General features: G+C 67.2%; 17 protein-coding genes. 4 read left to right on the top strand and 13 right to left on the bottom strand.

Features of this window, described 5'->3' with window-relative positions; genetic code table 11:
• The first annotated feature begins 60 nt into the window (after positions 1-60).
• Entirely contained in the window at positions 61-2,589 is a 2,529-nt protein-coding gene (locus tag ACSQ3O_RS16810) for a DUF1631 family protein (protein ID WP_436139740.1), read from the top strand.
• A 92-nt stretch (positions 2,590-2,681) separates the two neighbouring features.
• Here ACSQ3O_RS16810 and ACSQ3O_RS16805 read toward each other — a convergent pair whose 3' ends face one another.
• From ACSQ3O_RS16805 to ACSQ3O_RS16795, 3 genes are all read right to left on the bottom strand, one after another.
• A complete protein-coding gene (locus ACSQ3O_RS16805) occupies positions 2,682-4,049 on the bottom strand; it encodes a TAXI family TRAP transporter solute-binding subunit (protein ID WP_436139739.1) in 1,368 nt (455 codons plus the stop codon).
• Positions 4,050-4,293: 244 nt separating this feature from the next.
• Positions 4,294-4,866: an EF-hand domain-containing protein gene (locus tag ACSQ3O_RS16800; protein ID WP_436139738.1), complete on the bottom strand. Its 573-nt coding sequence runs from the start codon at positions 4,864-4,866 to the stop codon at positions 4,294-4,296.
• Between the two features lie 53 nt (positions 4,867-4,919).
• The gene (locus ACSQ3O_RS16795; protein WP_436139737.1) at positions 4,920-5,720 is read right to left on the bottom strand and encodes a lectin; all 801 of its coding nucleotides are present in this window, start codon (positions 5,718-5,720) and stop codon (positions 4,920-4,922) included.
• A 230-nt stretch (positions 5,721-5,950) separates the two neighbouring features.
• Between ACSQ3O_RS16795 and ACSQ3O_RS16790 the strand changes: the two genes are divergently transcribed.
• Positions 5,951-7,519 carry an EAL domain-containing protein gene (locus ACSQ3O_RS16790; protein WP_436139736.1) on the top strand — a complete coding sequence of 523 codons (1,569 nt, stop codon included), beginning with the start codon at positions 5,951-5,953 and terminating at the stop codon, positions 7,517-7,519.
• Between the two features lie 51 nt (positions 7,520-7,570).
• Here the strand turns inward: ACSQ3O_RS16790 and ACSQ3O_RS16785 are convergent, their stop codons facing one another.
• Entirely contained in the window at positions 7,571-9,160 is a 1,590-nt protein-coding gene (locus ACSQ3O_RS16785; protein ID WP_436139735.1) for a methyl-accepting chemotaxis protein, read from the bottom strand.
• A gap of 300 nt (positions 9,161-9,460) precedes the next feature.
• Positions 9,461-10,318, bottom strand: coding sequence for a LysR family transcriptional regulator (locus tag ACSQ3O_RS16780; protein ID WP_436141140.1), 858 nt, complete (start codon positions 10,316-10,318; stop codon positions 9,461-9,463).
• 82 nt (positions 10,319-10,400) lie between these two features.
• Between ACSQ3O_RS16780 and ACSQ3O_RS16775 the strand changes: the two genes are divergently transcribed.
• A complete protein-coding gene (locus ACSQ3O_RS16775) occupies positions 10,401-10,781 on the top strand; it encodes a tautomerase family protein (protein ID WP_137748343.1) in 381 nt (126 codons plus the stop codon).
• Between the two features lie 135 nt (positions 10,782-10,916).
• On the opposite strand, the gene ACSQ3O_RS16770 is transcribed toward ACSQ3O_RS16775, so the two are convergent.
• The 8 genes from ACSQ3O_RS16770 to ACSQ3O_RS16735 form a co-directional block, all read right to left on the bottom strand.
• Positions 10,917-11,924, bottom strand: a complete 1,008-nt coding sequence (locus tag ACSQ3O_RS16770; RefSeq protein WP_436139734.1) for a P1 family peptidase — start codon at positions 11,922-11,924, stop codon at positions 10,917-10,919.
• A gap of 77 nt (positions 11,925-12,001) precedes the next feature.
• Entirely contained in the window at positions 12,002-12,373 is a 372-nt protein-coding gene (locus ACSQ3O_RS16765) for a copper-binding protein (protein WP_436139733.1), read from the bottom strand.
• Positions 12,370-12,897, bottom strand: a complete 528-nt coding sequence (locus ACSQ3O_RS16760; RefSeq protein WP_436139732.1) for a DUF411 domain-containing protein — start codon at positions 12,895-12,897, stop codon at positions 12,370-12,372. Before ACSQ3O_RS16760 ends, ACSQ3O_RS16765 begins: the two co-directional genes overlap by 4 nt.
• 31 nt (positions 12,898-12,928) lie before the next feature.
• The gene (locus ACSQ3O_RS16755) at positions 12,929-13,426 is read right to left on the bottom strand and encodes a cupredoxin domain-containing protein (protein WP_436139731.1); all 498 of its coding nucleotides are present in this window, start codon (positions 13,424-13,426) and stop codon (positions 12,929-12,931) included.
• 14 nt (positions 13,427-13,440) lie between these two features.
• Positions 13,441-14,823 carry a multicopper oxidase family protein gene (locus ACSQ3O_RS16750; protein ID WP_436139730.1) on the bottom strand — a complete coding sequence of 461 codons (1,383 nt, stop codon included), beginning with the start codon at positions 14,821-14,823 and terminating at the stop codon, positions 13,441-13,443.
• A 1-nt stretch (position 14,824) separates the two neighbouring features.
• Positions 14,825-16,270 carry a TolC family protein gene (locus ACSQ3O_RS16745; protein ID WP_436139729.1) on the bottom strand — a complete coding sequence of 482 codons (1,446 nt, stop codon included), beginning with the start codon at positions 16,268-16,270 and terminating at the stop codon, positions 14,825-14,827.
• Entirely contained in the window at positions 16,267-16,722 is a 456-nt protein-coding gene (locus tag ACSQ3O_RS16740; RefSeq protein WP_436139728.1) for a hypothetical protein, read from the bottom strand. Before ACSQ3O_RS16740 ends, ACSQ3O_RS16745 begins: the two co-directional genes overlap by 4 nt.
• Before the next feature lie 97 nt (positions 16,723-16,819).
• The gene (locus ACSQ3O_RS16735; RefSeq protein WP_436139727.1) at positions 16,820-17,341 is read right to left on the bottom strand and encodes a hypothetical protein; all 522 of its coding nucleotides are present in this window, start codon (positions 17,339-17,341) and stop codon (positions 16,820-16,822) included.
• A gap of 240 nt (positions 17,342-17,581) precedes the next feature.
• Here ACSQ3O_RS16735 and ACSQ3O_RS16730 point away from each other — a divergent pair, with 240 nt between their 5' ends.
• On the top strand, positions 17,582-21,139 hold the full coding sequence (locus ACSQ3O_RS16730; protein WP_436139726.1) for an EAL domain-containing protein: 3,558 nt from the start codon (positions 17,582-17,584) through the stop codon (positions 21,137-21,139).
• Positions 21,140-21,160 lie beyond the last annotated feature (21 nt).

The raw sequence follows: 21,160 nt of genomic DNA, 5'->3' as shown, positions 1-21,160 counted from the left end.
ACAAGACCTCAGGTCAAGTAGGATTGCAACTGGAAACCTGTCCGCCGATTCCTCCCCACCATGTCCCAGCCTGCGTCTCGTACGAGAACCGTGTTTCGTGCCTGTGTCGTCAACGCCGTGCGCGGGGGCGAGGCATTGATGCAGCAGCTGGTCAAGGTCACGCAAGGGGCCTTGGCGGAGGAAGAGACGGGCAGCGTCGGGATCCAGCAGCGCAATCTGATCAGTGACAGCCTGCGCTACCTCAACCAGCATGAGGCAGCGTTGGTCAAGGGCTACCCCATGGCCCTGCTGGAGATCTTTGCGGAGGGGCCTGCTCCTGCCAAGGGGCGCAGCTCGGCCGACGACACTGGCATGGATTTCGGTGAGCTGTCGCTCATGGACGAAAACGAGATGCTGGCTCAGGTGGAACTCTCCAAGGCCCAGCAGGCGGCCTTGCATGCCACCGATGCCGTGTTGGCCGAACTCAACACGTTGGTCAGCGCCGCCCAGGGCCTGCGCAGCGTGCAGCCTGAGCGCAACCCGCTGCGCCCCGAAAGCTACATCCGGGCGCTGCAGCAGGTGGTGGGCGACACGGGGGTGTCGCCCGAAGTCCGGCAGCTCTGGATGCAGCACATGCGGGACTTGCTGGGCAAGCTCCTCGTAGAGGAATACAAAAACACCGCCAAGAGCCTGCGCGAGCATGGGGTTCAGCCCGTTGGCTACGCCGTGCTGGGCACTCCCTCGGGCGGCGGCGGGCGCAACAGTGGCCCGGGCACAGGTTACGGGCAAGGCTACGGCGGCCCCGGAACCGGCTATGGCACCGGGTATTCCGGCTACGGCCATTCGATGAATGCCCCCATGGGCGACTATGGCAACACGGGCTACGGCCGGGGCATGGGGCCATCCACCGGTTGGAGCGGCGACTCCCAGCAGGCCCCCATGTCGGCAGCGGTCGATGCGGCTGAAGAGGCGTTGCTGACCGTGGGCATCCTGCGCCAGATGCTGGCCGGTGGCGATCCGTTTGCGCCGCCTGGTTATGGCGCAGTGGCGGTGCAGCCCATGGCGCCGCAACCCGTTGCAGGACAACCTGGCTGGGTGGATCCCCGCGCGGGCACGGCCAGTGCGCAATCTTCACTTTCCGGAGCGTATTTCCCGTCCGGGGCGGCTGCAGAGGCCATTGAAGACATGGCCCAACTGGAGCGGTTGGTCGGGCGACTGGCCGGGGGCGTCAGTGCGAGCCAGGCTGGATCCTTGCCTGTGCCGCTATCGGGGCGGCGGGGCCCCGGGGTGGCTCCTGTGGTGTATGCCGCCATGCCCATGGAGGCCGCGACGCAGTCCACCGCCATGGCGGTGGAGGTGGTGGGCCGAATGATGGCCAACATTGCGCAGGACGCGCGTTTGCTGCCCCCTGTGCAATTGGCGGTCAAGAGCCTGGAGCCTGCGCTCAAGCAACTGGTGCACCACGATGGTCGCTTTTTCACGGATGGTACCCATCCCGCACGCCGGCTGCTGGATGAGCTGACCCAGCGCAGCCTGGCCTTCACTGCCGAGACGGACCAAGGGTTCAGCAGCTTCATGCGTCTGGTGACAGGGGCCGTCGAGCATTTGTCCACCAACGAGATCAAAGACGCAGGCCCTTTCGATACCGTGCTCAAGGCGCTGCAGTCGGCCTGGGACAAGCAGGAGCAAAAAATCAAGGCAGCGCAGGAGGCCGAGGAAAAAGCCCGCCTGCATGCCGAGCAACGGGAACTGCTGGCCGAAAAAGTGGCCGCCGACATCCGCAAGCTGCCCGACCTGGAGCAGGTGCCCTCCGATATTCTTGATTTCGCCGCAGGCCCCTGGGCCGATGTGATTGCGCTGGCACAGGTCATGAACGGCGATGGTGGCAAGGATGATCCGGGGGGCTACCTGGCCCTGGTGCCTGTGTTGCTCTGGAGTGCCCAGCCAGATTTGACCCGGCAAGAGCCAGACCGGCTTAACGAGGCCATTCCCGGCTTGCTGGCCAAACTGCGCAAGGGCCTCAAGACCGTTAACTACCCGGCTGTCCAGACCAGTGCCCTGCTGCAACGCTTGGTGGGCTTGCACCAGGAAGCCTTCGAAAAGCCAGCACCCGCGGCAGTGGCAGAGCCCGTGGCGGTTGAAGCCGGCCCCGATGCTGCCGAGGTGTCGCCTCCAGCACCCGAAGAGGCCGAGGTCAGCAGCACGCCGGCCGTGGAGGTGCCTGATCCCTATGCAGACTTTGTAGTCGGTGCGTGGGTGGAACTGGTGACCAACGGGCGTGTGGTCCGTACGCAGCTGACATGGGCCAGCCCCCATGGCACGCTGTTTCTGTTCACTGCCCCCGATGCCAGCACACAGTCCATGACGCGGCGCATGCGGGACAAGCTGGCGCAGGAGGGGGCCTTGCGTGTGGTGCCCGCACACCAGGCCAAAGCGGGGCGAGCGGCTGCAGATGCTTCTGGTGCTTCAGTTGCCTTGGGCACAGAGCGCAAATCTACCGACGCCCGGGCCTCCGGTGCGCGATCATCGTCCAGTTCCAAAATGGCCCCACTGTCCACGTCGGCGCCGCTGTCGTCCTCGTCCGGTTCCAAATCTTCCAAAAGCCGCTGATGGACGGATGAGGTCTCAAGCGCTGGGCCTGTCGCCCTGCGGTTGTTGGCCTCTTGGCGATTTTCTTGCTGCAGCGCCCGCATCGCCACCCTTCAGGGGTGGTTTGTGTCGGGCGTAGGCCTGGACTCTGCACCCTCCGAGGCCCGAAGGAGCTTCTTGCGCACCAGATGAATATGGTTGCGCAGGGCGTACAGTTCATCGGCATAGGACAAGGGCACGCTCACCTTTTCGGCCTGCGCCTCCAGTGCACTCAAGGCTTTCAGCAACTCGGCCGAGTCTGTTTTCCCGGCTTCCAGGTCGTTTTCGACTTCGCGCAGTCGGCCATACCAGCGGAAAACGCGTGAGCGCACGCGGAATTGGTAAAGCGGCGGCACGATGCGTGACAGCGGCAGCATCACCGCCAGCAGAATCCCCAGCACCAGCCACATGCGCTCGATCAGGTTGGCAATCCAGAAGGGCAGGTAGCGCTGCAGCACGGGGACCGTCTCGTTCATGGCGCGGTCGCCTTCCTTGGCAATCGGTAGCTCGCTCGCACGGGAGTTGGGGAATTCGCGCGCGCGATTGAACCAGCCCGACCCACCATGCAGCTTCTGCGCGTTCTGCGCGAAGAGCGTGAGCAGGGCCGGGTGCGTGCCATCGCGCGCCAGCAGCGAGGTGGTGGAGGCCACCAGACGCACATCGCGCGTGGGCACGTTGGCCGCCAGGTCCACCACGCCGCGTGGCAGGGTCACGGGGGTGAGGAAGGGGAAGCGCCGCGCATAGGCCTCGTGCTGTGCAAAGTCCAGCAACTGCACGCCCGGCGTCTGCAGCAACATCTGCACCATCAGCGACTCGGGCGCCGAGGCGAACACCAGCGCATCCAGTTTGCCAGCGAGGAAGTCCACCGTGGCAGGGGTCTGCTCCAGGCGCGACATCTTCACGGCGCCGGGCTCGACCTTGTTGGCCTCCAGCAGCCGCTCCATGAGCTTGGGCACGCCGCTGCCCTCCGAACCCACGTTCACGCGCCAGCCGCGCAACTGACGCAGGCCATCGAGTCGGGGCACGTTGTAGGCGCGCTCGGCGGCGTCGGTACGGTAGAAAAGCCACACGGGTTCCACGAACAGGCTGCCCAGCGAGACCAGGTTATCTGCGTCGTCCGGCAACAACTCGGCCGTGCCACCCTGCACGAAGGCCACATCGGCTTCGCCGTCGCGCAGCAGCTGCAGGTTGTGCGATGAACCGTCGCTGGGCCGCAGCACCACCTCGATGCCATCCACGGCCAGCGCTTTCTGGTAGCGCTTGCCAAACTCCTCATAAGCGCTTTGTGCCGGGCCTGTGGCCAGCGTGACCTTTTTGGGTGGGTTGGGGTTGAGCCACCAGTACGCCAGCACCAGCAGGCCCACGGCCAGGAAAGCGAGCGGACCGGCTGAAACGATCAGGTCGCGCAGGGTGAGAAAGGTATTGCGAAAAGCCTGGGGCATGGCGAGCGTGAAACGGGTGGCTGTGGGGGCAAGGGGAACGCCGGCGAGATCAGATGCCGGGCGGGCACAAAAGAAGGTCTGGCTGTGCGCTGTGAGGCTTGTTCAGGGCTCGGCTAAGCGCGGCCCGTCGATTATCTGTGCTTCAGCAAGGGACGGCCTGCGGGCAGGTGTGCACAACCCATCTGCGGATGCAGCAGGTCCGTGGGGGCCCATCCATCGGCCCTCATGACCGCCAGGCGCTGGCTTACTTGCCTGCGGCCTTACCGTTCTGGGCGCGCCGCTGCCGCTCGTAGGCCACACACTCATCGATGGAAAGCTGGTCGTTCTGGTCCGTGTCGGCCGCCTCGAAGTAGGCCATGCGGGTTTCGACCACTTCCTTGAAGGAGAGCCTGCCATCACCATCCTTGTCGCTGGCCGCCAGCCGCTTCAGGCGGCCCTTGCCCATGCGCGGCACCTGGGCCAGGTCGGCAAGCGAGACATGGCCCGTGGCATCGGGGCCCAGGCTGTGCCAGCTTTGCACTATGTCCTGGTGGAACTCGTCCAGCGAAACGGCACCGTCGTGGTTCAGGTCGGCGGCAGAGCAGATCGCCTGCAGCCGTTGCCCTGCGGGCCGAGCACCATGCCCGTGCGCACGGCCCGTGGCTGTGGCGGCGGCAGTGCGGGGTGGCACGGCGGGCGAGGCTACGGGGGCATCGGCAGCGTGGGCCGCAGGGGCTGCGGTCACCTCCAAGACCAAGGGCAGCACCAGGGCGCAGGCTGCCAGGCCGATCTGGCGGAATGCACGCTGTGTCGGGTGGGTGGGGGCGGTGGTCTTCATCGTCGTCCTCATGAACAAGGGTTGGTGGGACATGCTGCGGGCCTCCAGGCCAGTTACCACCACCAGCGCTGGCTGGGGCCGCGGTTGCAGGACCAGAGCATGGTGTGGGCACCCTGGCGCAGGCGGCCTTCTTCCACGTCCAGGCACTTGCCGTTGAGCTGGCTCACGATTTGCCCGCCCCGGGTGCTCCAGCTCTGGCTGCGCGAGCCTGAACAAGACCACAGCACCACCCGGGCGCCATCGCGCGGGTCGCCTCGGTCCACATCCACACACAGGTCGCGCACGCGGATCTCGCCACCGCGCCCCACGCTGAAACGCTGTGACGCCGTGCCATTGCACTCATACACCTGCAGCGTGGTGCCGGGCTGGAACTTGCCGCCCCGCACATCCAGGCACAGGCCGCCACCCGCACGAATCTCACCGCCCCGGTCGCCATAGCCATAATCGGGGTACTGGGGGCGGCGGTCGTCGTCGTGGCGGTTGTGGTTGGCCAGCAGCGCGATGCCAGCGATGGCGGCCACTGCGGCCACGGCTGCACCGGCGTTGGAGCTGCTGCCACTGTTGTTACCCGGGGCGTAGCTGCGCGTGACCTTGAAGCGCCCGCCGCAGCCCCCATTGGTCCACAGCTCCCTGTTGGTAAGGTCGTAGCCCCAGGTGCGGTTGAAGCGGCAAGCTCCCTGGGTTTGTTCCACCAGATCCACCTGGGTCACATCGTCCGCGAGGCGGTAGGAGGTATAGCCCCCGTTGGATTGCAAGTCCACCAGCTGTTCCTGCGCTTGCGCCGCCTGGACGCTCATGAGCAATGGCAGGCACAGCAGCCACGCGTGTTTTTGGCGAGAGGCCGGGTTTTTCATGGGTTCTTTCTCCTCGCTGCGAAAAGATGTTGCACGTGTTCTACAGGTCCATGGGCATAGGCGCCACTTTTTTGTCTGCATCATAGGGTGGTCGGTTCTGCTTGCGCAGGCCAGGCAGCCCCGGCATTGGTTGAAATCCCGTTGGCCGGGCGGTGCCTGTTCGTGCATGATGGCACCGCGTCGGGGCAGGCCTGTGTCTGCCTGTGTCACTCCAACCACTGCCGTGCCCGATGAAACGCTTCTATGTCGTTGTCTCCATCCCACTGCTGCTGGCGGCGCTGATTCCCATTGCCGCGTCGTTGTGGGTGGCCCACCGCAAGGCCAAGGATGACCAGATCACCTACCTGACCTCGCTGGCGGACGAGGTGCTGCGGCGTGGCGTGGCCTCGCGCCAGCAACTGGTGGCTGCGCTCAATGAACTGGACAAGGATCCGCATCCCCCCTGCAGCCAGGCCAGTCTCACACGAATGCAGCAGCTGGTGGGCACCTCGTTCTACCTGCAGGGCATGGGCTCGGTGATGGATGGCACGCTGGTCTGCAGCACGCTGACCCAGGGCAGCGATCTGGTGCCGCTTACTGGCAACCACATGGTCACTTCCACTGGGATTTCCAGCTGGATCGGCGCCCGCCTGCCCTTTGCCCCCGATCAGCCCTTCAACATCTACGCCCGCAATGGCCATGCGGTGATCATCCATCCTGGCATCGTGATCGACATGCCAGTGCTTCATGCCGATGTCTCGCTGGGGCTGCTGATCAGCACGCCGCAGGCGCTGATACGTTCCAAGGGCCCGCTCGATGCCCAATGGCTGGGCCTGTACACCCCCCATGCCAGCAGCCAGGCCCAAAGCGACACCCATTACATCGTCTTCCGGGCATCGAAAGGCAACAACATTGCGGCCATTGCCGCTGCGCCCAAGGCCCTGGTCTATGGCGGGCTCCAGGCCCAGGCGCTGATCCTGGCGCCGCTGGGGCTGGTGGCCAGTGCCCTCTTTGCGCTGGGGGTGGCCGTGCTCACCCGGTGGCAACTCTCGCCGCGCGTGCGGCTGCGGACGGCCTTGCGTCGGCGCGAGTTCTTCATCCTCTACCAGCCCATCGTGGACCTGGAAACAGGCCAGTGGGTGGGGGCGGAGGCTCTGTTGCGCTGGCGCCGCCGCAACGGCACCCTGGTGCCGCCGGACGAGTTCATTGCCGAAGCAGAGAAGGCCGGGGTCATTGCTTTCATCACTCGGTATGTGATCGACATGGTGCTGGCTGACCTGCCCGAGCTGCTCAAGGCCCGCCCGGGTTTTCATGTGAGCCTGAACCTCTCGCCCCAGGACCTGGTGGCCGACGGCCCCGTGCAGTATCTGCAGCGGCGCTTCAGTGCCATGGAGCTTCCTGCGGGCGCCCTCATGCTGGAGGTCACTGAGCGCGGGCTGGTGGACATTGAGGCCGCGCGGCCCGCGCTGCAGGCGGCCCGGCAGATCGGGGCGTCGATTGCGCTGGATGACTTTGGCACGGGCTACTCCAGCCTGTCGATGCTGGAGTCCATCGACATCGACACCCTCAAGATCGACCGCATCTTTATCGCCAGCATCGGTGCGCAGGCCGCCATCAGCCCGGTGACCACCCACATCATCGAGATGGCCCATACGCTCAAGCTGGCGCTGATTGCAGAGGGCGTCGAGACGCAGGACCAGGTGGACTTCCTGATTGCGCGGGGCGTGCGCGAGGCCCAGGGCTGGAAGTTCGCCCGTGCCATGCCCGTGCTTGAACTGCTGGCCGGGCTGCGCTCAACACAAGTCTCCAGCCAGCGGTAACCCAGCCTGCATCGGCCAGAGGCCCTGCACAGCGCCTCTCAGCATGCCTGCTCACTTGAGCAGCAGCGCCGATCCACCTCCGTGGATACGGAACACCGCCACGGCATTCACCAGGTCATCGGCCTGTCCACGCAGGCTCGACGCTGCGGCCGCCATCTCTTCCACCAGCGCTGCATTCTGCTGGGTGGCCTGGTCCATCAGTGTGACGGCCTCGCCCACTTGCGTGACCCCCGAGCTTTGTTCAGAGCTTGCTGCGCTGATCTCGCCCATGAGGTGGGTCACGCTGCGGATGCTGGCCACCACCTCGGTCATGGTGTGGCCTGCCTTGTCCACGAGGGCAGTTCCATGCTCCACGCGGCCTACGCTTTCGGTGATCAGCTGCTTGATTTCCTTGGCCGCCGCTGCGCTGCGCTGGGCCAGGTTGCGCACCTCGCTGGCCACCACGGCAAAGCCCCGGCCCTGCTCTCCGGCGCGGGCGGCCTCCACAGCGGCATTCAGCGCGAGGATGTTGGTCTGGAAGGCAATCCCGTCAATCACGCTGATGATGTCGTTGATCTTGCGGCTGGAGTCGTTGATGTCCTTCATGGTGGCCACCACCAGGGCCACCACATCGCCGCCCTGCTGGGCGATCTCCGATGCCGAGTGCGCCAGCCGGTTGGCATTGACCGCGTTGTCCGCGTTCTGCTTCACGGTGGAGCCCAGTTGCTCCATGGAGGCGGCTGTTTGTTGCAGCGCGCTCGCCTGCTGCTCCGTGCGCATCGACAGGTTGTGGTTGCCCTGGGCGATCTCGGCGCTGGCGGTAGAGACGCTCTCGGACCCCTGCCGCACCCCCGCCACCAGGCTGGACAGGCTTTGGCGCATGGCCTCCATCGAGGCCACCACCGTGGCAATTTCATCCTTGCCCTGCGCCACCAGCGGGGTGGCCAGGTTGCCTTGCGCAAACGCCTGCGTGGCCTGGCTGGCCTCGCTCAGCGGCCTCACGATGGAGCGGGTGGTCGCTATGCCCAGCACGCAGGCAAACACCACCACCGCCACACTCAGCGCGATCAGTTGCAGGCGCAGCGATTCAAACTGGCGCATCGACTGCGCACTGGCCAGTTTGCTGATGGCGTCGCTCTCGGCCAGGAAGGTGCCTATGTTGGCCACCAGCTTGGTCAGCAGGGGGCGGCATTCGGTGTTGATCTTCTGGATCGCCACCTCCTTTTCGCCCTGGCTGCCCAGCCGCGTGATCTCCAGCGCAACCGGCCCATAAGCGGCTTCTGTTTCCTTGATCTGGGCCAGCAGGCTGCGCAGCGGGGCTGTCTCGGGCGGGGCGGCCTGCAGTGCGTCCTCCACGCACTTGAGGGCCCGCCCCATGCTGTCGTGTGCTGCCCCGATGAGCCGGAGTTCGGCTGCGGCATCTTCCTTCGACCCGGCGATCATCAGGTTGCGGGCTGCGATGGCGCGTGCGTTGGCGGCATCCAGCACCTGGTTGCCCAGGCTTTTGACCACGTTGAGGTGGTTGACCTGGTTGTCCAGGCTCTCCTGCGTTTGCGCCTCTCCGTGCAGGCCCATGATGGCCACCACGATCAACGCACAGGTGAGAACGACATAACCAAAACCAAGACGTGTCTTGATGCTCAGGTTTTGCAGGACATTCATGCGATGGGCCCTCCAGCTGGTAACAAAGATGATGCGCCTTTCCAGACCTTTCAGGTGCAGTCGGAAACCGCAGTTAACCTTTTGCAGCATTGAGCGCGGCGTCTTGCCGGCGCAGCCCATCCCATGGTGTGTCCCTGTTGCTGTGCTCTGCCGCAGCATCGGGCGCAGGATGGGCCAGAACCCCGATCTTCAGGAGCGGGCTGCCAGCGTCAAGAATTTTTTGACCACCCGGGGCCGGGCCTGCGAAATCTTGGCCGCCGGGGAGCCATGGAGCGGGCAGCAGGGCAGGCACCGACCGCTCTAGCCGCGCACCGCGCTTTTAAAGGCGGCAGACAGTGCTGCAATGGCATCGCGCGGACGGCCATCCCGGGCCCGGCTGTGAAGCACCACGGGCAGGCGCGGCAGTTCGGGCAGCCCCAGCCGTGCACCCACGTCCACTGCGCCCCAGGGCAGCATGCGGGGTGCCAGCGCCGCCACCCCCAGCCCCGCCACCACGGCCGCAGACACCGCTGCCACGCCACCGCCCACAAACACCTCGCGCCAGGGCATGCCCGCTGTGTCCAGCAGTTGCCCGGCCATCGCGCGCACGCCGCAGGGCTCTGCCAGGGTGGCCAGTGGCAGTGGGTCGCCAGCGCAGTGTTGCCAGTGGGGGGCGGCGAACCAGCCAAAACGCTCCTCTGCCAGCACTTCGCCGTCGCTGCGCCCTGCGTGCATGCGGATAACGGCGGCGTCGAGTTCGCGCCGGTCAAAGCCTTGCAGCGCGTCGCCCGACGAGCCGATCCGGATGTCGATCAACAACTGGGGGTCTTGGGCATTCATGCGTGCAATCAGCGCGGGCAGTTCGGGCCCCGCCACATGGTCGCTGATGCCGATGGTCAGGCGCTGCGGCGCTTCGCCCAGCGCAGCCAGGGCACGCTCATGCGCCGCCAGCAGCGCCCGGGCGTGCTCCTGGAAGGCGGCGCCCTGTGCCGACAGCGCCACATACCGGGGCGTGCGCTCCAGCAGCCGGCAGCCCAGCCGGTCTTCCAGCCGTTTGAGCTTGAGGCTCACAGCGGCCTGCGTGGTCTGCATGGCCTCTGCTGCGCGGGTAAAGCTGCCCAGTTCGGCCACACGGACAAAGGCTTCGACAGCGTCCAGATCGAGAGGGCGCTCCATGATATTCAATTGTTATTGTTGATATAAATGTCAATAGCATACCGATATGGATAGGATGGCGCCAGCATTCCACAAAGGACCCTTCATGCCGCTCATCCACATCGCCATGCGTGCTGGCAAGCCTGCTGCCTACAAGCAGGCGATTTTCGACACCCTGTACCGGGCCATGCGCGAAACCTTCAATGTGCCCGAGGACGATCAGTTCATGACCATCACCGAGCACGACGCTGCGAACTTCCGCTACAGCCCGTCCTACCTGGGGGTGGCGCGCAGTGACGATGTGGTGTTCATCCAGATCACGGCCAACAACACGCGCACGCTGGAGCAGAAAAAGGCGTTGTTCCAGCGCATTGCCCAGCTGCTGGGTGAAAGCCCGGGCCTGCGGCCTGAAGACGTGTTCGTGAACATTGTCGAAGTGGCCAAGGAGAACTGGTCCTTCGGCCACGGCTTGGCGCAATACGCCTGAGGGCGGGAGGGCAGGGCCTCCACATGCGGCGGGCTCAGCGGGTTCTTTTGCAGAAACCGCGCAGCGAGCAGGCACCACACCTGTCGCTGCACCGGGGCCATGCTCCATTAGGGTGGGGCTGGCAGGTTGTGCGCTTCAGCCCAGCTCGGCGGCCGAGGGCAGGTACAGCCCTTCGGCCGTCGTGATGGCACGCGCAGCCCGTGCGGCCCGCGCCGTGGCGATGGCCGTGGCCTCGGCCGCCATGGTGGCCAGCACCATCATGCCCAGGCTCTTGCCGCTGCGGCCCGTGCCCAGGCTGAAGAGGGTGTCGCCGTCCGACATGGTGTGCACCGGGTTGATGCTGCGCGCCAGCCCGTCGTGCGCCGCCACGGCCAGGCGGTGGGCCTGCACTTTGGTGATGACCGCATCGGTGGCGACCACGCCGATGGTGGTGTTGGTGCCCGCCAGCAGGGGCTGGGGCGGGTCGCCGCGCAGCAGGGCGCGGCGTGTGTCGCGCAGACGCAGGCCGTCGTCGGTGCGGGCTCCGGCAATGACTTGGGCGGTGTCGGGGTCGATCACATCGCCCAGCGCATTGCATGCGATGAGCGCGCCCACTGTGACCCCGTCCACGGTGATGGAGGCGGTGCCAATGCCGCCCTTCATGGCACGCTGGATGCCGAAGATCTTGCCCAGGGCCGCACCGGTGCCCGCACCCACATTGCCTTCGGCCGGGTCAGCAGTGGAGGCGGCCTCGCACGCGGCGTAGCCTGCTGCAGCGTCGGGGCGCACGCGCATGTCGCCCACCAGCAGGTCGAACAGCACCGCAGCAGGCACGATGGGCAGGCGGCCCACGGCCACGTCAAAACCCACGCCGCGCTCTTCGAGCCAGCGCACGGCGCCTGTGGCAGCGTCCAGGCCCCAGGCGCTGCCGCCCGCGAGCATGATGGCGTGCACCTTGTCCACCAGGTTGGAGGGGTGGAGCAAGTCTGTCTCGCGTGTGCCGGGCGCGGCACCCCGTACATCCACTCCGGCCACAGCGCCCTCGCGGGTGATGATGACGGTGCAGCCCGTGGGGCGGCGGGTTTCGGTGAAGTGGCCGACCTCGATGCCGGCCACGCGGGTGATGCTGCCAGCGTCGCCAGCCATTGCGTGGTGAGAACTCATGGCCGGTGATTATGGTGCCCAGGGGCCGTGTGGCAGTTGCGCAGCGTCAGGGCCCTGGCGCTGCGCGTGGAGTTGCTTCAGGGCGCTTTCTCGATCCGCTGGACGTGGTAGGCACCGTTGGTCTGCTCGGCCCGAAAGCGCACCTTGTCGCCCGGTTTCAGATCGCCCACCACGCCGGCGTCCGCCACGCGGAACACCATGGTCATGGGGGGCATCTCCAGGTTCTTGATCTCGCCGTGTTTGAGGGTAAGGCGCAAGGTGCGCGGGTCCCAGCGGGTGATTTCGCCTTCGCTCAGCTCTGCCTGTGGCGTGGGCGATGTGGTGGCTGTGGGGTGGTGGCTGCTGTGGCTGTCTGCGGCAGCCCCGGCCGGGGCTTGCGCCAGGGCAGGCCCTGCAACCAGGACGAGCAGGCTGGCAGCCAGCGGGGCGCAGAAGCGATGCTTTTTCATGTCGATGCCTTTTTGTTGTAGCTGTTGAACACGCGCGTGCTGCCGTCGTGGGCCACCAGCAGCAAGTCGTATGGGTCGCGTCGGTCGCCATACACGGCGCCGTCCATGCCCGGCGAGCCCACGGGCATGCCGGGCACCGCCAGGCCCAGGGCTTTGGGTTTTTGCTGCAGCAGCTTGCGCACGTCGCTGGCGGGCACATGGCCTTCGACCACATAGCCGCCCACCAGCGCGGTGTGGCATGAGCCCAGCTTTTGCGGCAGGCCCAGGCGGGCGCGCACGGCGTTGTTGCCGGTGGCGTGCACCTTCACGGCAAAGCCGTGGGCCTGCATGTGGTCCACCCAGTCCTGGCAGCAGCCGCAGTTCGGGTCTTTCCAGACCTCTACGGGCGTGGACGTTGCGGCAGGCGTGGTGGTGGGCAGCAGGGCGATGGCCAGGCCCGCACCCACCAGAGGCAGGGCGGCGGTCAGCCATTGGCGGCGCGTGGGCTGGGCGCGGGATGTACGGGGTGTGAGGGGTGTGTTCATGGTGTTGTGGCTCCAAAAGGCGGAGTGCGGCTCATGGCTTGCGCGGCAGCACGGTGATGGTCCCGGTCATGCCTGCCTGGTAGTGGCCCGCGATGAGGCAGGCAAAGTCGAACTGGCCTGCGCGGTTGAACTGCCACACGATGTCGCCTTTCTTGCCTGCGGCCACATGGGCCATGTAGGGCTCGTCGTGTTCCATGCCGGGGTGTTTGGCCATCATTTCGGCGTGCGCGTCCAGCTCGGCCTTGGTGCCGATCACGATCTCGTGCAGCACCTGGCCTTTGTTCTCGGCGCGCAGCCGCACAGTCTCGCCCTCGCGCACTTCGATGTGGCGGGGCGTGAAGCGCATGTCGTCGGTCATGCGGATGGTGATGGTGCGGGCCGCCGCCTGGGCGTCGCCTGCAATCCCCCAGGGCTTTTGTTCCTTCGCCACCGGTGCATTGCGGTTGTGGTGGGGCATGTTTTCATGCCCAAAAGAGGCGCTGCCGCCCGCTAGTAAAGCGAGAGTAGCTATGAATTTGATAGTTTTCATGGGTGTGTCCTGTCTCAGTGCTGGTGGCCGCTGGCGGCTGGTTTGCGGGCGTTCGCGGCGCCAGGGGCGATACCCGGGGTGTCGGTGCGAGCGGGGCGGGGTGTGCTGGCCGGTGCGCCCTGCCATTCGTAGGCCTGCGTGCCCGGTGGCTGGGTGTAGTCGCCGGGGTCGCGGTAGTCGCCTGCGGCCTGGTTGGCGCGCACCTTGAAGGTGGTGAACATGCCGCCCATCTCCAGCGGGCCATAGGGGCCGGTGCCGGTCATCATGGGGAAGGTGTTGTCGGGCAGCGGCATCTCCATGGCGCCCATGTCGGCCATGCCGCGCTCGCCCATCACCATGTAGTCGGGCACGATCTTCTGAATCTTGCCCACCAGGCCCCGGTGATCCACGCCGATCATGGTGGGCACGTCGTGCCCCATGGCGCCCATGGTGTGGTGGCTCTTGTGGCAGTGGAAGGCCCAGTCCCCAGACTCGTCGGCGATGAACTCCACCTGGCGCATCTGGCCCACGGCCACATCGGTGGTCACCTCGGGCCAGCGCGCGCTCTTGGGCACGGGCCCGCCATCGGTGCCGGTCACCTCGAACTCGTGCCCGTGGATGTGGATGGGGTGGTTGGTCATGGTGAGGTTGCCCACGCGGATGCGCACGCGCTCGCCCTGGCGCGCCACCAGGGGGCTGATGGCCGGAAACACGCGGCTGTTCCAGCACCAGATGTTGTGGTCCAGCATGGTGTTGACCTTGGGGGTCATGCTGCCGGGTTCCACGTCGAAGGCGTTGAGCAAAAACGCGTAGTCGCGCTGAACCGGCGCGATGTGCGGGTGTGTGGCCCGGGGGTGGGTGATCCACAGGCCCATCATGCCCATGGCCATCTGCACCATCTCGTCCGCGTGCGGGTGGTACATGAAAGTGCCAGGCCTGCGCGCCACGAACTCGTACACAAAGGTCTTGCCGGGCGGGATCGCGGGCTGGTTGAGGCCGCCCACGCCGTCCATGCCATTGGGCAGGCGCTGGCCGTGCCAGTGGATGGTGGTGTGCTCGGGCAGTCGGTTGGTGACGAAGATGCGCACGCGGTCGCCTTCGACCACCTCGATGGTGGGCCCGGGGCTCTGGCCGTTGTAGCCCCACATGTTGACCATGAAGCCGGGTGCCACCTCGCGCACCACGGGCTCGGCCACCAGGTGGAACTCCTTGACGCCTGCGTTCATGCGCCAGGGGGCGGTCCAGCCGTTCAGGGTGACCACGGGGTTATAGGGCCGACCCGTGGGCGGGTGCAGTGGCGGTGCCGTGTCAGCGCTGGACTGCATCGCGGGCTCGGGCAGTGCTGCCAGGGCCACGCGGCTGACGGAGGCTGCAGCCACGGCCGTGGCTGCGCCAGAGAAGAAGTTGCGGCGGTTCATGTCAGTGGCCTTGTGGGGTGGAGGAGGCGGCGGCGCCGGAGGTGAGGCCCTGCAGGGCACCTGGTGAGGTGCCGGGTGACGTGCCAGTGAGCGCCAGTTGCAGGTCGTTCTCGGCCAGCCAGAAGTCGCGCTGCGCTTCGATGGCGTTGGCTACGGCCTGCGTGCTGTTGCGCGCTTCGGCCAGCAGGTCCCACACGCTGGCCAGCATGCCGTTGTAGCGCAGCGTGGTTTCGTCACGGATGAACTGGCGCAGCGGCACCACCTCGCTGTGCTGCTGGCGCGCCAGGTCGAGCGCGGTGCGGTAGGTGAGCCAGGCGGCGCGCACTTCGCTGCGGGCGCGCACGGCGGTGTCCTGCAGCTGGGCAGCGCTCTGCTCTACCTCGGCCTGCGCGCGGGTGCGGGCTGCACTGCCCCAGTCGAACAGGGGCAGGGGCAGCTCCAGCTCCCAGCCGCGTTTCACATCGATGTGCCCCGTGTCGCGCTTGGTGGCTGTGTTGCGGCTGTAGGCCAGGCCGACGTCGCCAAACACCGCGCCCGTGCGGCTCCAGCCTTGGCGCACGGCCTGGGTGTCGAGCTGGCGGCGGGCAGCCTGTACGTCCAGCCGTTCGCGCAGGGCGGTGGCTTCGATGCCGTCTGCAGGCAGGGCGCTGGCGGGCAAGGGGGGCAACTGGGCGGCCAGCTGGTACTGCGTTTGCACGCCCCACAGGCCCATGCGGCGGTGGAGTTCTTCACGTGCGGTGGCCGCAGCCAGGCGGGCGCGCGCGTGCTGGCGTGTGGCCTCTAGCAGCATGGCCTGTTCGCGGGCCTGCTGCAGGCGGCTCCAGTTGCCCACCTGCACCATGCGGCGGGCCAGCTCGGCACCGGCCTCGGCGGCTTCGACCATGCGCCCCTGCGTGGCCGCTACCTGCTCGGCAGCCACGGCGCGCAGCCACGCGCGGCGTGTGTCTGCGGCCAGCAGCACCACGTCTTGTGCGGTTTGCAGCGTGGCGATCTGCAGGCGCTCGGCCTGGCGCTGGGTGCGCCAGGGCAGGGTGATGAGGTCCATCAGGCCAAAGGCCAGGGTGCGCTCGATCTCGCGCTCGTGGCTGTTGGAAAAGCGCCCCAGGCTCAGGTGCGGGTTGGGCAGGGTGATGGCCTGTACCCGTTCGGCATCGGCCACGCCCAGTGCGGCCAGGCGAGCTTGCAGGCCGGGGTTGTTGAGCAGGGCGATGCGCACGGCCGCGTCTTGCGTGAGGGGCTGGGCCAGCCAGCCCTCGATGGATTGCTGCGCTGCGGCGCGCGCAGTGGGGTCGGTGGCGGGTAGGGGTGCCGTGGTGCCCCCGGTGCGGCCCTGGGTGAGCGCCGCCACATCGTTGCGCAGTCCGTCGGGCGACACGCTGGCGCAGCCCGCGAGGACGAGGGCGGTGGCGAGTACTGAAAGGCGGGAAAGGTGGGGCCGGTGCTTCATGGCTTGCTCCCGGGCATGGGGTGGTGGCCATGGTGGCCACGGTGGTGCTGGTGCATGGGCTTGGGGGCGGCGTCAGCAGCCGCCTTGTCCCCGCCACCGTGTGTGTGTGACGAAGGCGGGGGCGGAGTGGGCGCAGCGCCTTGCTGCTTCTCCCACGCCACGATGTCGGCATGGCCGCGTGGGAACTGGCCGACCGCGTGGTGGGCGTCCTGCCAGCTGTGCCCCGTGGGCAGCTCGGCCAAAGCCGTTGGCGCCGGAGGGGCGGGATGGATCAGCGGGGCCGTGGCCGCACCGGGCTCGGCCGCATCGGCCGTGTTGTGGGTGTGGGGGCTCTGGGCGAGGGCGGGGGGCACCGCGATCAGCGGTGTGAGAAGTGCAAGTGCAAGGCTGGTGAGCCGGGTGCGTGTATGCACCAGGCGGGAAGCCGGGGGATGGGAAAAAGGGGCGCGCATGGCGATCTCCAGACAGCGAAAAACAGGCAATGCGCTGCAACTGGCCCACCCCGGAAAAGGGCGGCCAGCAATGCAGACGCACTTCGGGCGTCGGAGATCAGGCGATGGGTGGTTTGATGGCCAGTGCTGCAGGGGCACTGTCGAACGGCGCGGCGCTCAGGGCGCGCAGGGGGCCAGGGGGCTGGTGCGCCGGTGTCAGCGCAGTGGGCACATCCAGCATGGCCGAATGGCAGATTTCGCAGGCCGAGCAGGCACTGGCATGGTGGTCGTGGGCGGCGCAGCCGGTGCTGCTGCCATTGCACGTGGCCACGCCCACACCCGCAGGCACTGCCGAGGCGTGGTCATGGTCGTGATCGTGGTGGTCGTGATCGGTTTCGGGCTCTGCGGCCGTGCTCTCGGGGAGCTGGGGGCCACTGGGCAGTGCGCCGGATGCGGTGGAGGGCGTCTGGTGGGCCTCAGCCGAGGTGTGGGGCGCTGCGTGGGCAGTATCGGCCTGGATGTGGCTGTGCGCGGCGGCTGCGGGCTGCAGTGGGGGCAGCACCCCGGCGGCCATGGCGGTGCCGGTGAGACCCCGCAGGACCAGCACCACCATCAGCAAAAGAGAAAGGCCACGACGCATCCGTGAATGATACGGTGCGCGCAGGGATGGTTCCCTTGTCCAGCAGTTTTTCGCCTTCCCAAGCGGCGGCTCCACCGGCCCAGGGCTGCAGGCGCCCCGCGCAAACAAGGGGCGACTGTTGGAGCAGGGGGCGCTAACATGCACTCCGACATGTCTGCAGCGGTGGGCGGCCTGCGGGTTGCGGCCAGTGGCGGGCATGCACACAAGCCTTCTTTCTTTGTCTTGCACAGAAAGGCCGGTATGCCCCCCTGGGTTGCAGGAATGTGGAGTACCTTGCCCGCGCGGATCCGCTGGCTGGTGTTGTGCGCCACGTTGCCCGCAGTGCTGCTGGTGGTCTACCAGGCCCGGGCCCACCGCGCCGATGCGATTGCGGCCGCCGAGGAGCGCGCGCTGCAGGCACTGCGCTCGGTGGCGGGCACCCAGCAGCGCCTGATCCAGAACACGCGGCAGTTTCTGCAGCAACTGGCGGCCATGCCGCAGGTACGCGACCCTTCCGCGCCCGAATGTGGCCGCTACCTTGCCGAGGTGCTGTCGCTCAACGCCACCTACGTGAACATCGGCGTGCCCCGGGCCGATGGGGAGTTGCTGTGCAATGCCCGGCCGCTGAAGGCGCCCGTCAACGTGGCCAACCGTCCCTACTTCCAGCAGACGATCACCGGCCGGGACTTTGCCGTAGGCAGCTTTCAGGTGGACCGAGCCGCCCAGGTGGCCAGCGTCAACTTTGCCTACCCGGTGATCCCGGCGGGCACGCAAGAGGTGGTGGGCGCGGCCGTGGCCGTGGTGTCGCTGGAATGGTGGAGCCGGCGGCTCACCGACCTGGGCCTGCCGGATGGCGCGGTGGCCCGGGTGTCCGACCCCGAGGGGCGCGTGCTGGCCCGCTACCCGCCCGAGGCCAGCGAACTGGGTGCACCTTTTGCCGATGGCGAGTTCCGCGCCCTGGTGGTGCAGACCCCGCAGGGCCAGCGCCTGCGCACGCGCGCTGATGGCGCCCCTGAGCTGGTGGTGTTCCAGCCACTCATCGAGGCGGGCGGCAAACCTGTGGCCACCATGAGTCTGACGGTGCCGCTGGAGAGCCTGTATGCCGCCGCCAACCAGCGCATGTGGACCGAGATGGCCTTTCTGCTGGCGGGGCTGGTGGTGTCGGTGGTGGTGGCCCAGGTGGGGGTGCGGCGCGGTGTGATGCGCCCCCTGCAGCGCCTGCTGCACGCCACCGACGAGCTGGCCGAGGGGCGCTATGTGTCGCGCGTTCCCGCCTCGGGGCTGCAGGAGCTGACCGAGCTGGGCCGCCGCTTCGACCGCATGGCATTGACCCGCCAGAATGCCGAGGCCGAGCTGCGCCAGAGCGAAGAAAACCTGGCCATCACCCTGCACTCCATCGGCGACGCCGTGGTGGCCACCGATGCGCAGGGCCGCATCACCCGCATGAATGCGGTGGCCGAGCGCCTGACCGGCTGGCCGCTGGCGCAGGCCCTGGGCCAGCCACTGGCCGATGTGTTCCGCATCGTCAACGCCGGCACGCGCGAACCGCAAGTGGACCCGGTGCAGCAGGTGATGGACAAGGGCCAGGTGGTGGCGCTGAGCAACCACACCACCTTGCTGGCACGCCATGGGGCCGAGTACCAGATCGCCGACAGCGCCGCCCCCATCCGCAACCCCCAGGGCCAGATCGTGGGCGTGGTGCTGGTGTTCAGCGACGTGAGCGAGTCCTACCGCGTGCGCCGCAAGCTGGAGGACAACGAGGCGCGTTTTCGCACCCTCACGGCGCTGTCGTCCGACTGGTACTGGGAGCAGGACGCGCAGTTTCGCCTCACGCATGTCGAGGGCCGGGCCGATGACCGGCTGGTGCAGGAGGCCGCGCTGCACATGGGCAAGACGCGCTGGGAGCTGGCTGCGCCGGGCATGAGCGATGCGCTTTGGGAAGAGCACCGCGCGCTGCTGGAGCGCCACCAGGAGTTCCGCGACTTCGAGTTCGAGCGCCACGACCGGCAGGGCTGCTCGTACTGGGTGTCCATCAGCGGCACGCCGGTGTTTGACGCGGACGGCGTGTTCTGTGGCTACCGGGGCGTGGGCAAGGACATCTCTGCCCGTAAGCGCGACGAAAACGAGCTGCGCATTGCCGCCATTGCCTTCGAGTCGCAGGAGGGCATGATCGTCACCGATGCCGACACCCGCATCCTGCGCACCAACCGCGCCTTCAGCCGCATCACCGGCTACAGCGCCGACGAGGTGGTGGGCCAGCCCACCCGCCTGCTGGCCTCGGGCCACCATGACAAGGCTTTTTTTGATGCCATGTGGGCCAGTCTGGCCAGTGCGGGCGAGTGGAAGGGCGAGCTGTGGAACCGCTGCAAAAGCGGCGAGGTGAACCTGCATTTCATGGCCATCACCGCCGTGACGGACCACCGGGGCGCGCTCACCCACTACGTGGCCACGCTCAGCGACATCACCCAGCGTGCAGCCGCAGCGCGCGAGATCGAGCACCTTGCGTTCTACGACCCGCTCACCCACCTGCCCAACCGCCGCCTGATGATGGACCGCCTGCAGCAGGCATTTGCCACCAGTGCGCGCGCCGGGCAGCAAGGGGCGCTGCTGTGCCTGGACCTGGACCACTTCAAGACCCTGAACGACACCCTGGGCCACGACATGGGCGACGTGCTGCTGCAGCAGGTGGCAGAGCGCCTGATCCGTTGTGTGCGCGAAGGCGACACCGTGGCACGCCTGGGCGGTGACGAGTTTCTGGTGCTGCTGGAAGACCTGGGCGCCCAGGCCACCGACGCGGCCGAGCAGGCGCAGACGGTGGGCGAAAAGATTCTGGCCGCGCTCAACCAGCCCTACCAGCTGGCGTCGCACCATGTGCACAGCACCACCAGTGTGGGCGCCGTGCTGTTCAGCGGCCAGGGGCAGACGGTGGAGGATGTGGTCAAGCACGCCGACCTGGCCATGTATGCCGCCAAGACCGCCGGGCGCAACGGCATCCGCTTTTTTGACCCCCGCATGCAGGCCGCTGTGACGGCCCGCGCAGCCCTGGAGAATGACCTGCGCATGGCCCTGGAGCAGGACCAGTTCACGCTGCACTACCAAGTGCAGGTGGGTTGCGGCAAGCATGTGGTGGGGGCCGAGGTGCTGATCCGCTGGAACCACCCGGCGCGCGGCATGGTGCCGCCGTTCGAGTTCATCCCGCTGGCCGAAGAGACCGGGCTGATCCTGCCCATCGGCCTGTGGGTGCTTCAGACTGCCTGCACCCAGCTGCGCCGCTGGCAGGACCATCCCGCCACGGCCGACCTGCAACTGGCCGTGAACGTGAGCGCGCGCCAGTTCCGCCAAGCCGACTTCATGGAGCAGGTGGTGGCGGTGCTGCGCCAGACCGGGGCGCGGCCCGACCGCCTGAAGCTGGAGCTGACCGAGAGCCTGGCACTGGATAACGTGGACGACACCATCGCCAAGATGAACGCACTGCGCGCACTGGGCCTGCGTTTTTCGATGGACGACTTTGGCACGGGGCAGTCGTCGCTGTCGTACCTCACGCGGCTGCCGCTGGACCAGCTCAAGATCGACCAGAGTTTTGTGCGCAACATCGGCATCCAGCACACCGATGCACTCATCGTGCAGACCATCATCGGCATGGCGCAGAGCCTGGGGATCGACGTGATTGCCGAGGGGGTAGAGACCGAGGCGCAGCGTGCATTTCTGGAGCGCCACGGCTGCACGCTGTGGCAGGGCTACCTGTTCAGCCGCCCGGTGCCCATTGAGGCGCTGGAGCACCGGCTGCACAGCGGGCTGGGCTGGCAGGTGTCGTCGTAGTTCGGCTACGCCGCCATGTAG

The sequence above is a fragment of the Acidovorax sp. LjRoot74 genome (assembly GCF_964254355.1).
In the GTDB taxonomy this organism is placed as follows: domain Bacteria; phylum Pseudomonadota; class Gammaproteobacteria; order Burkholderiales; family Burkholderiaceae_C; genus Acidovorax.
This window is presented reverse-complemented; position numbering and strand designations above follow the sequence as displayed.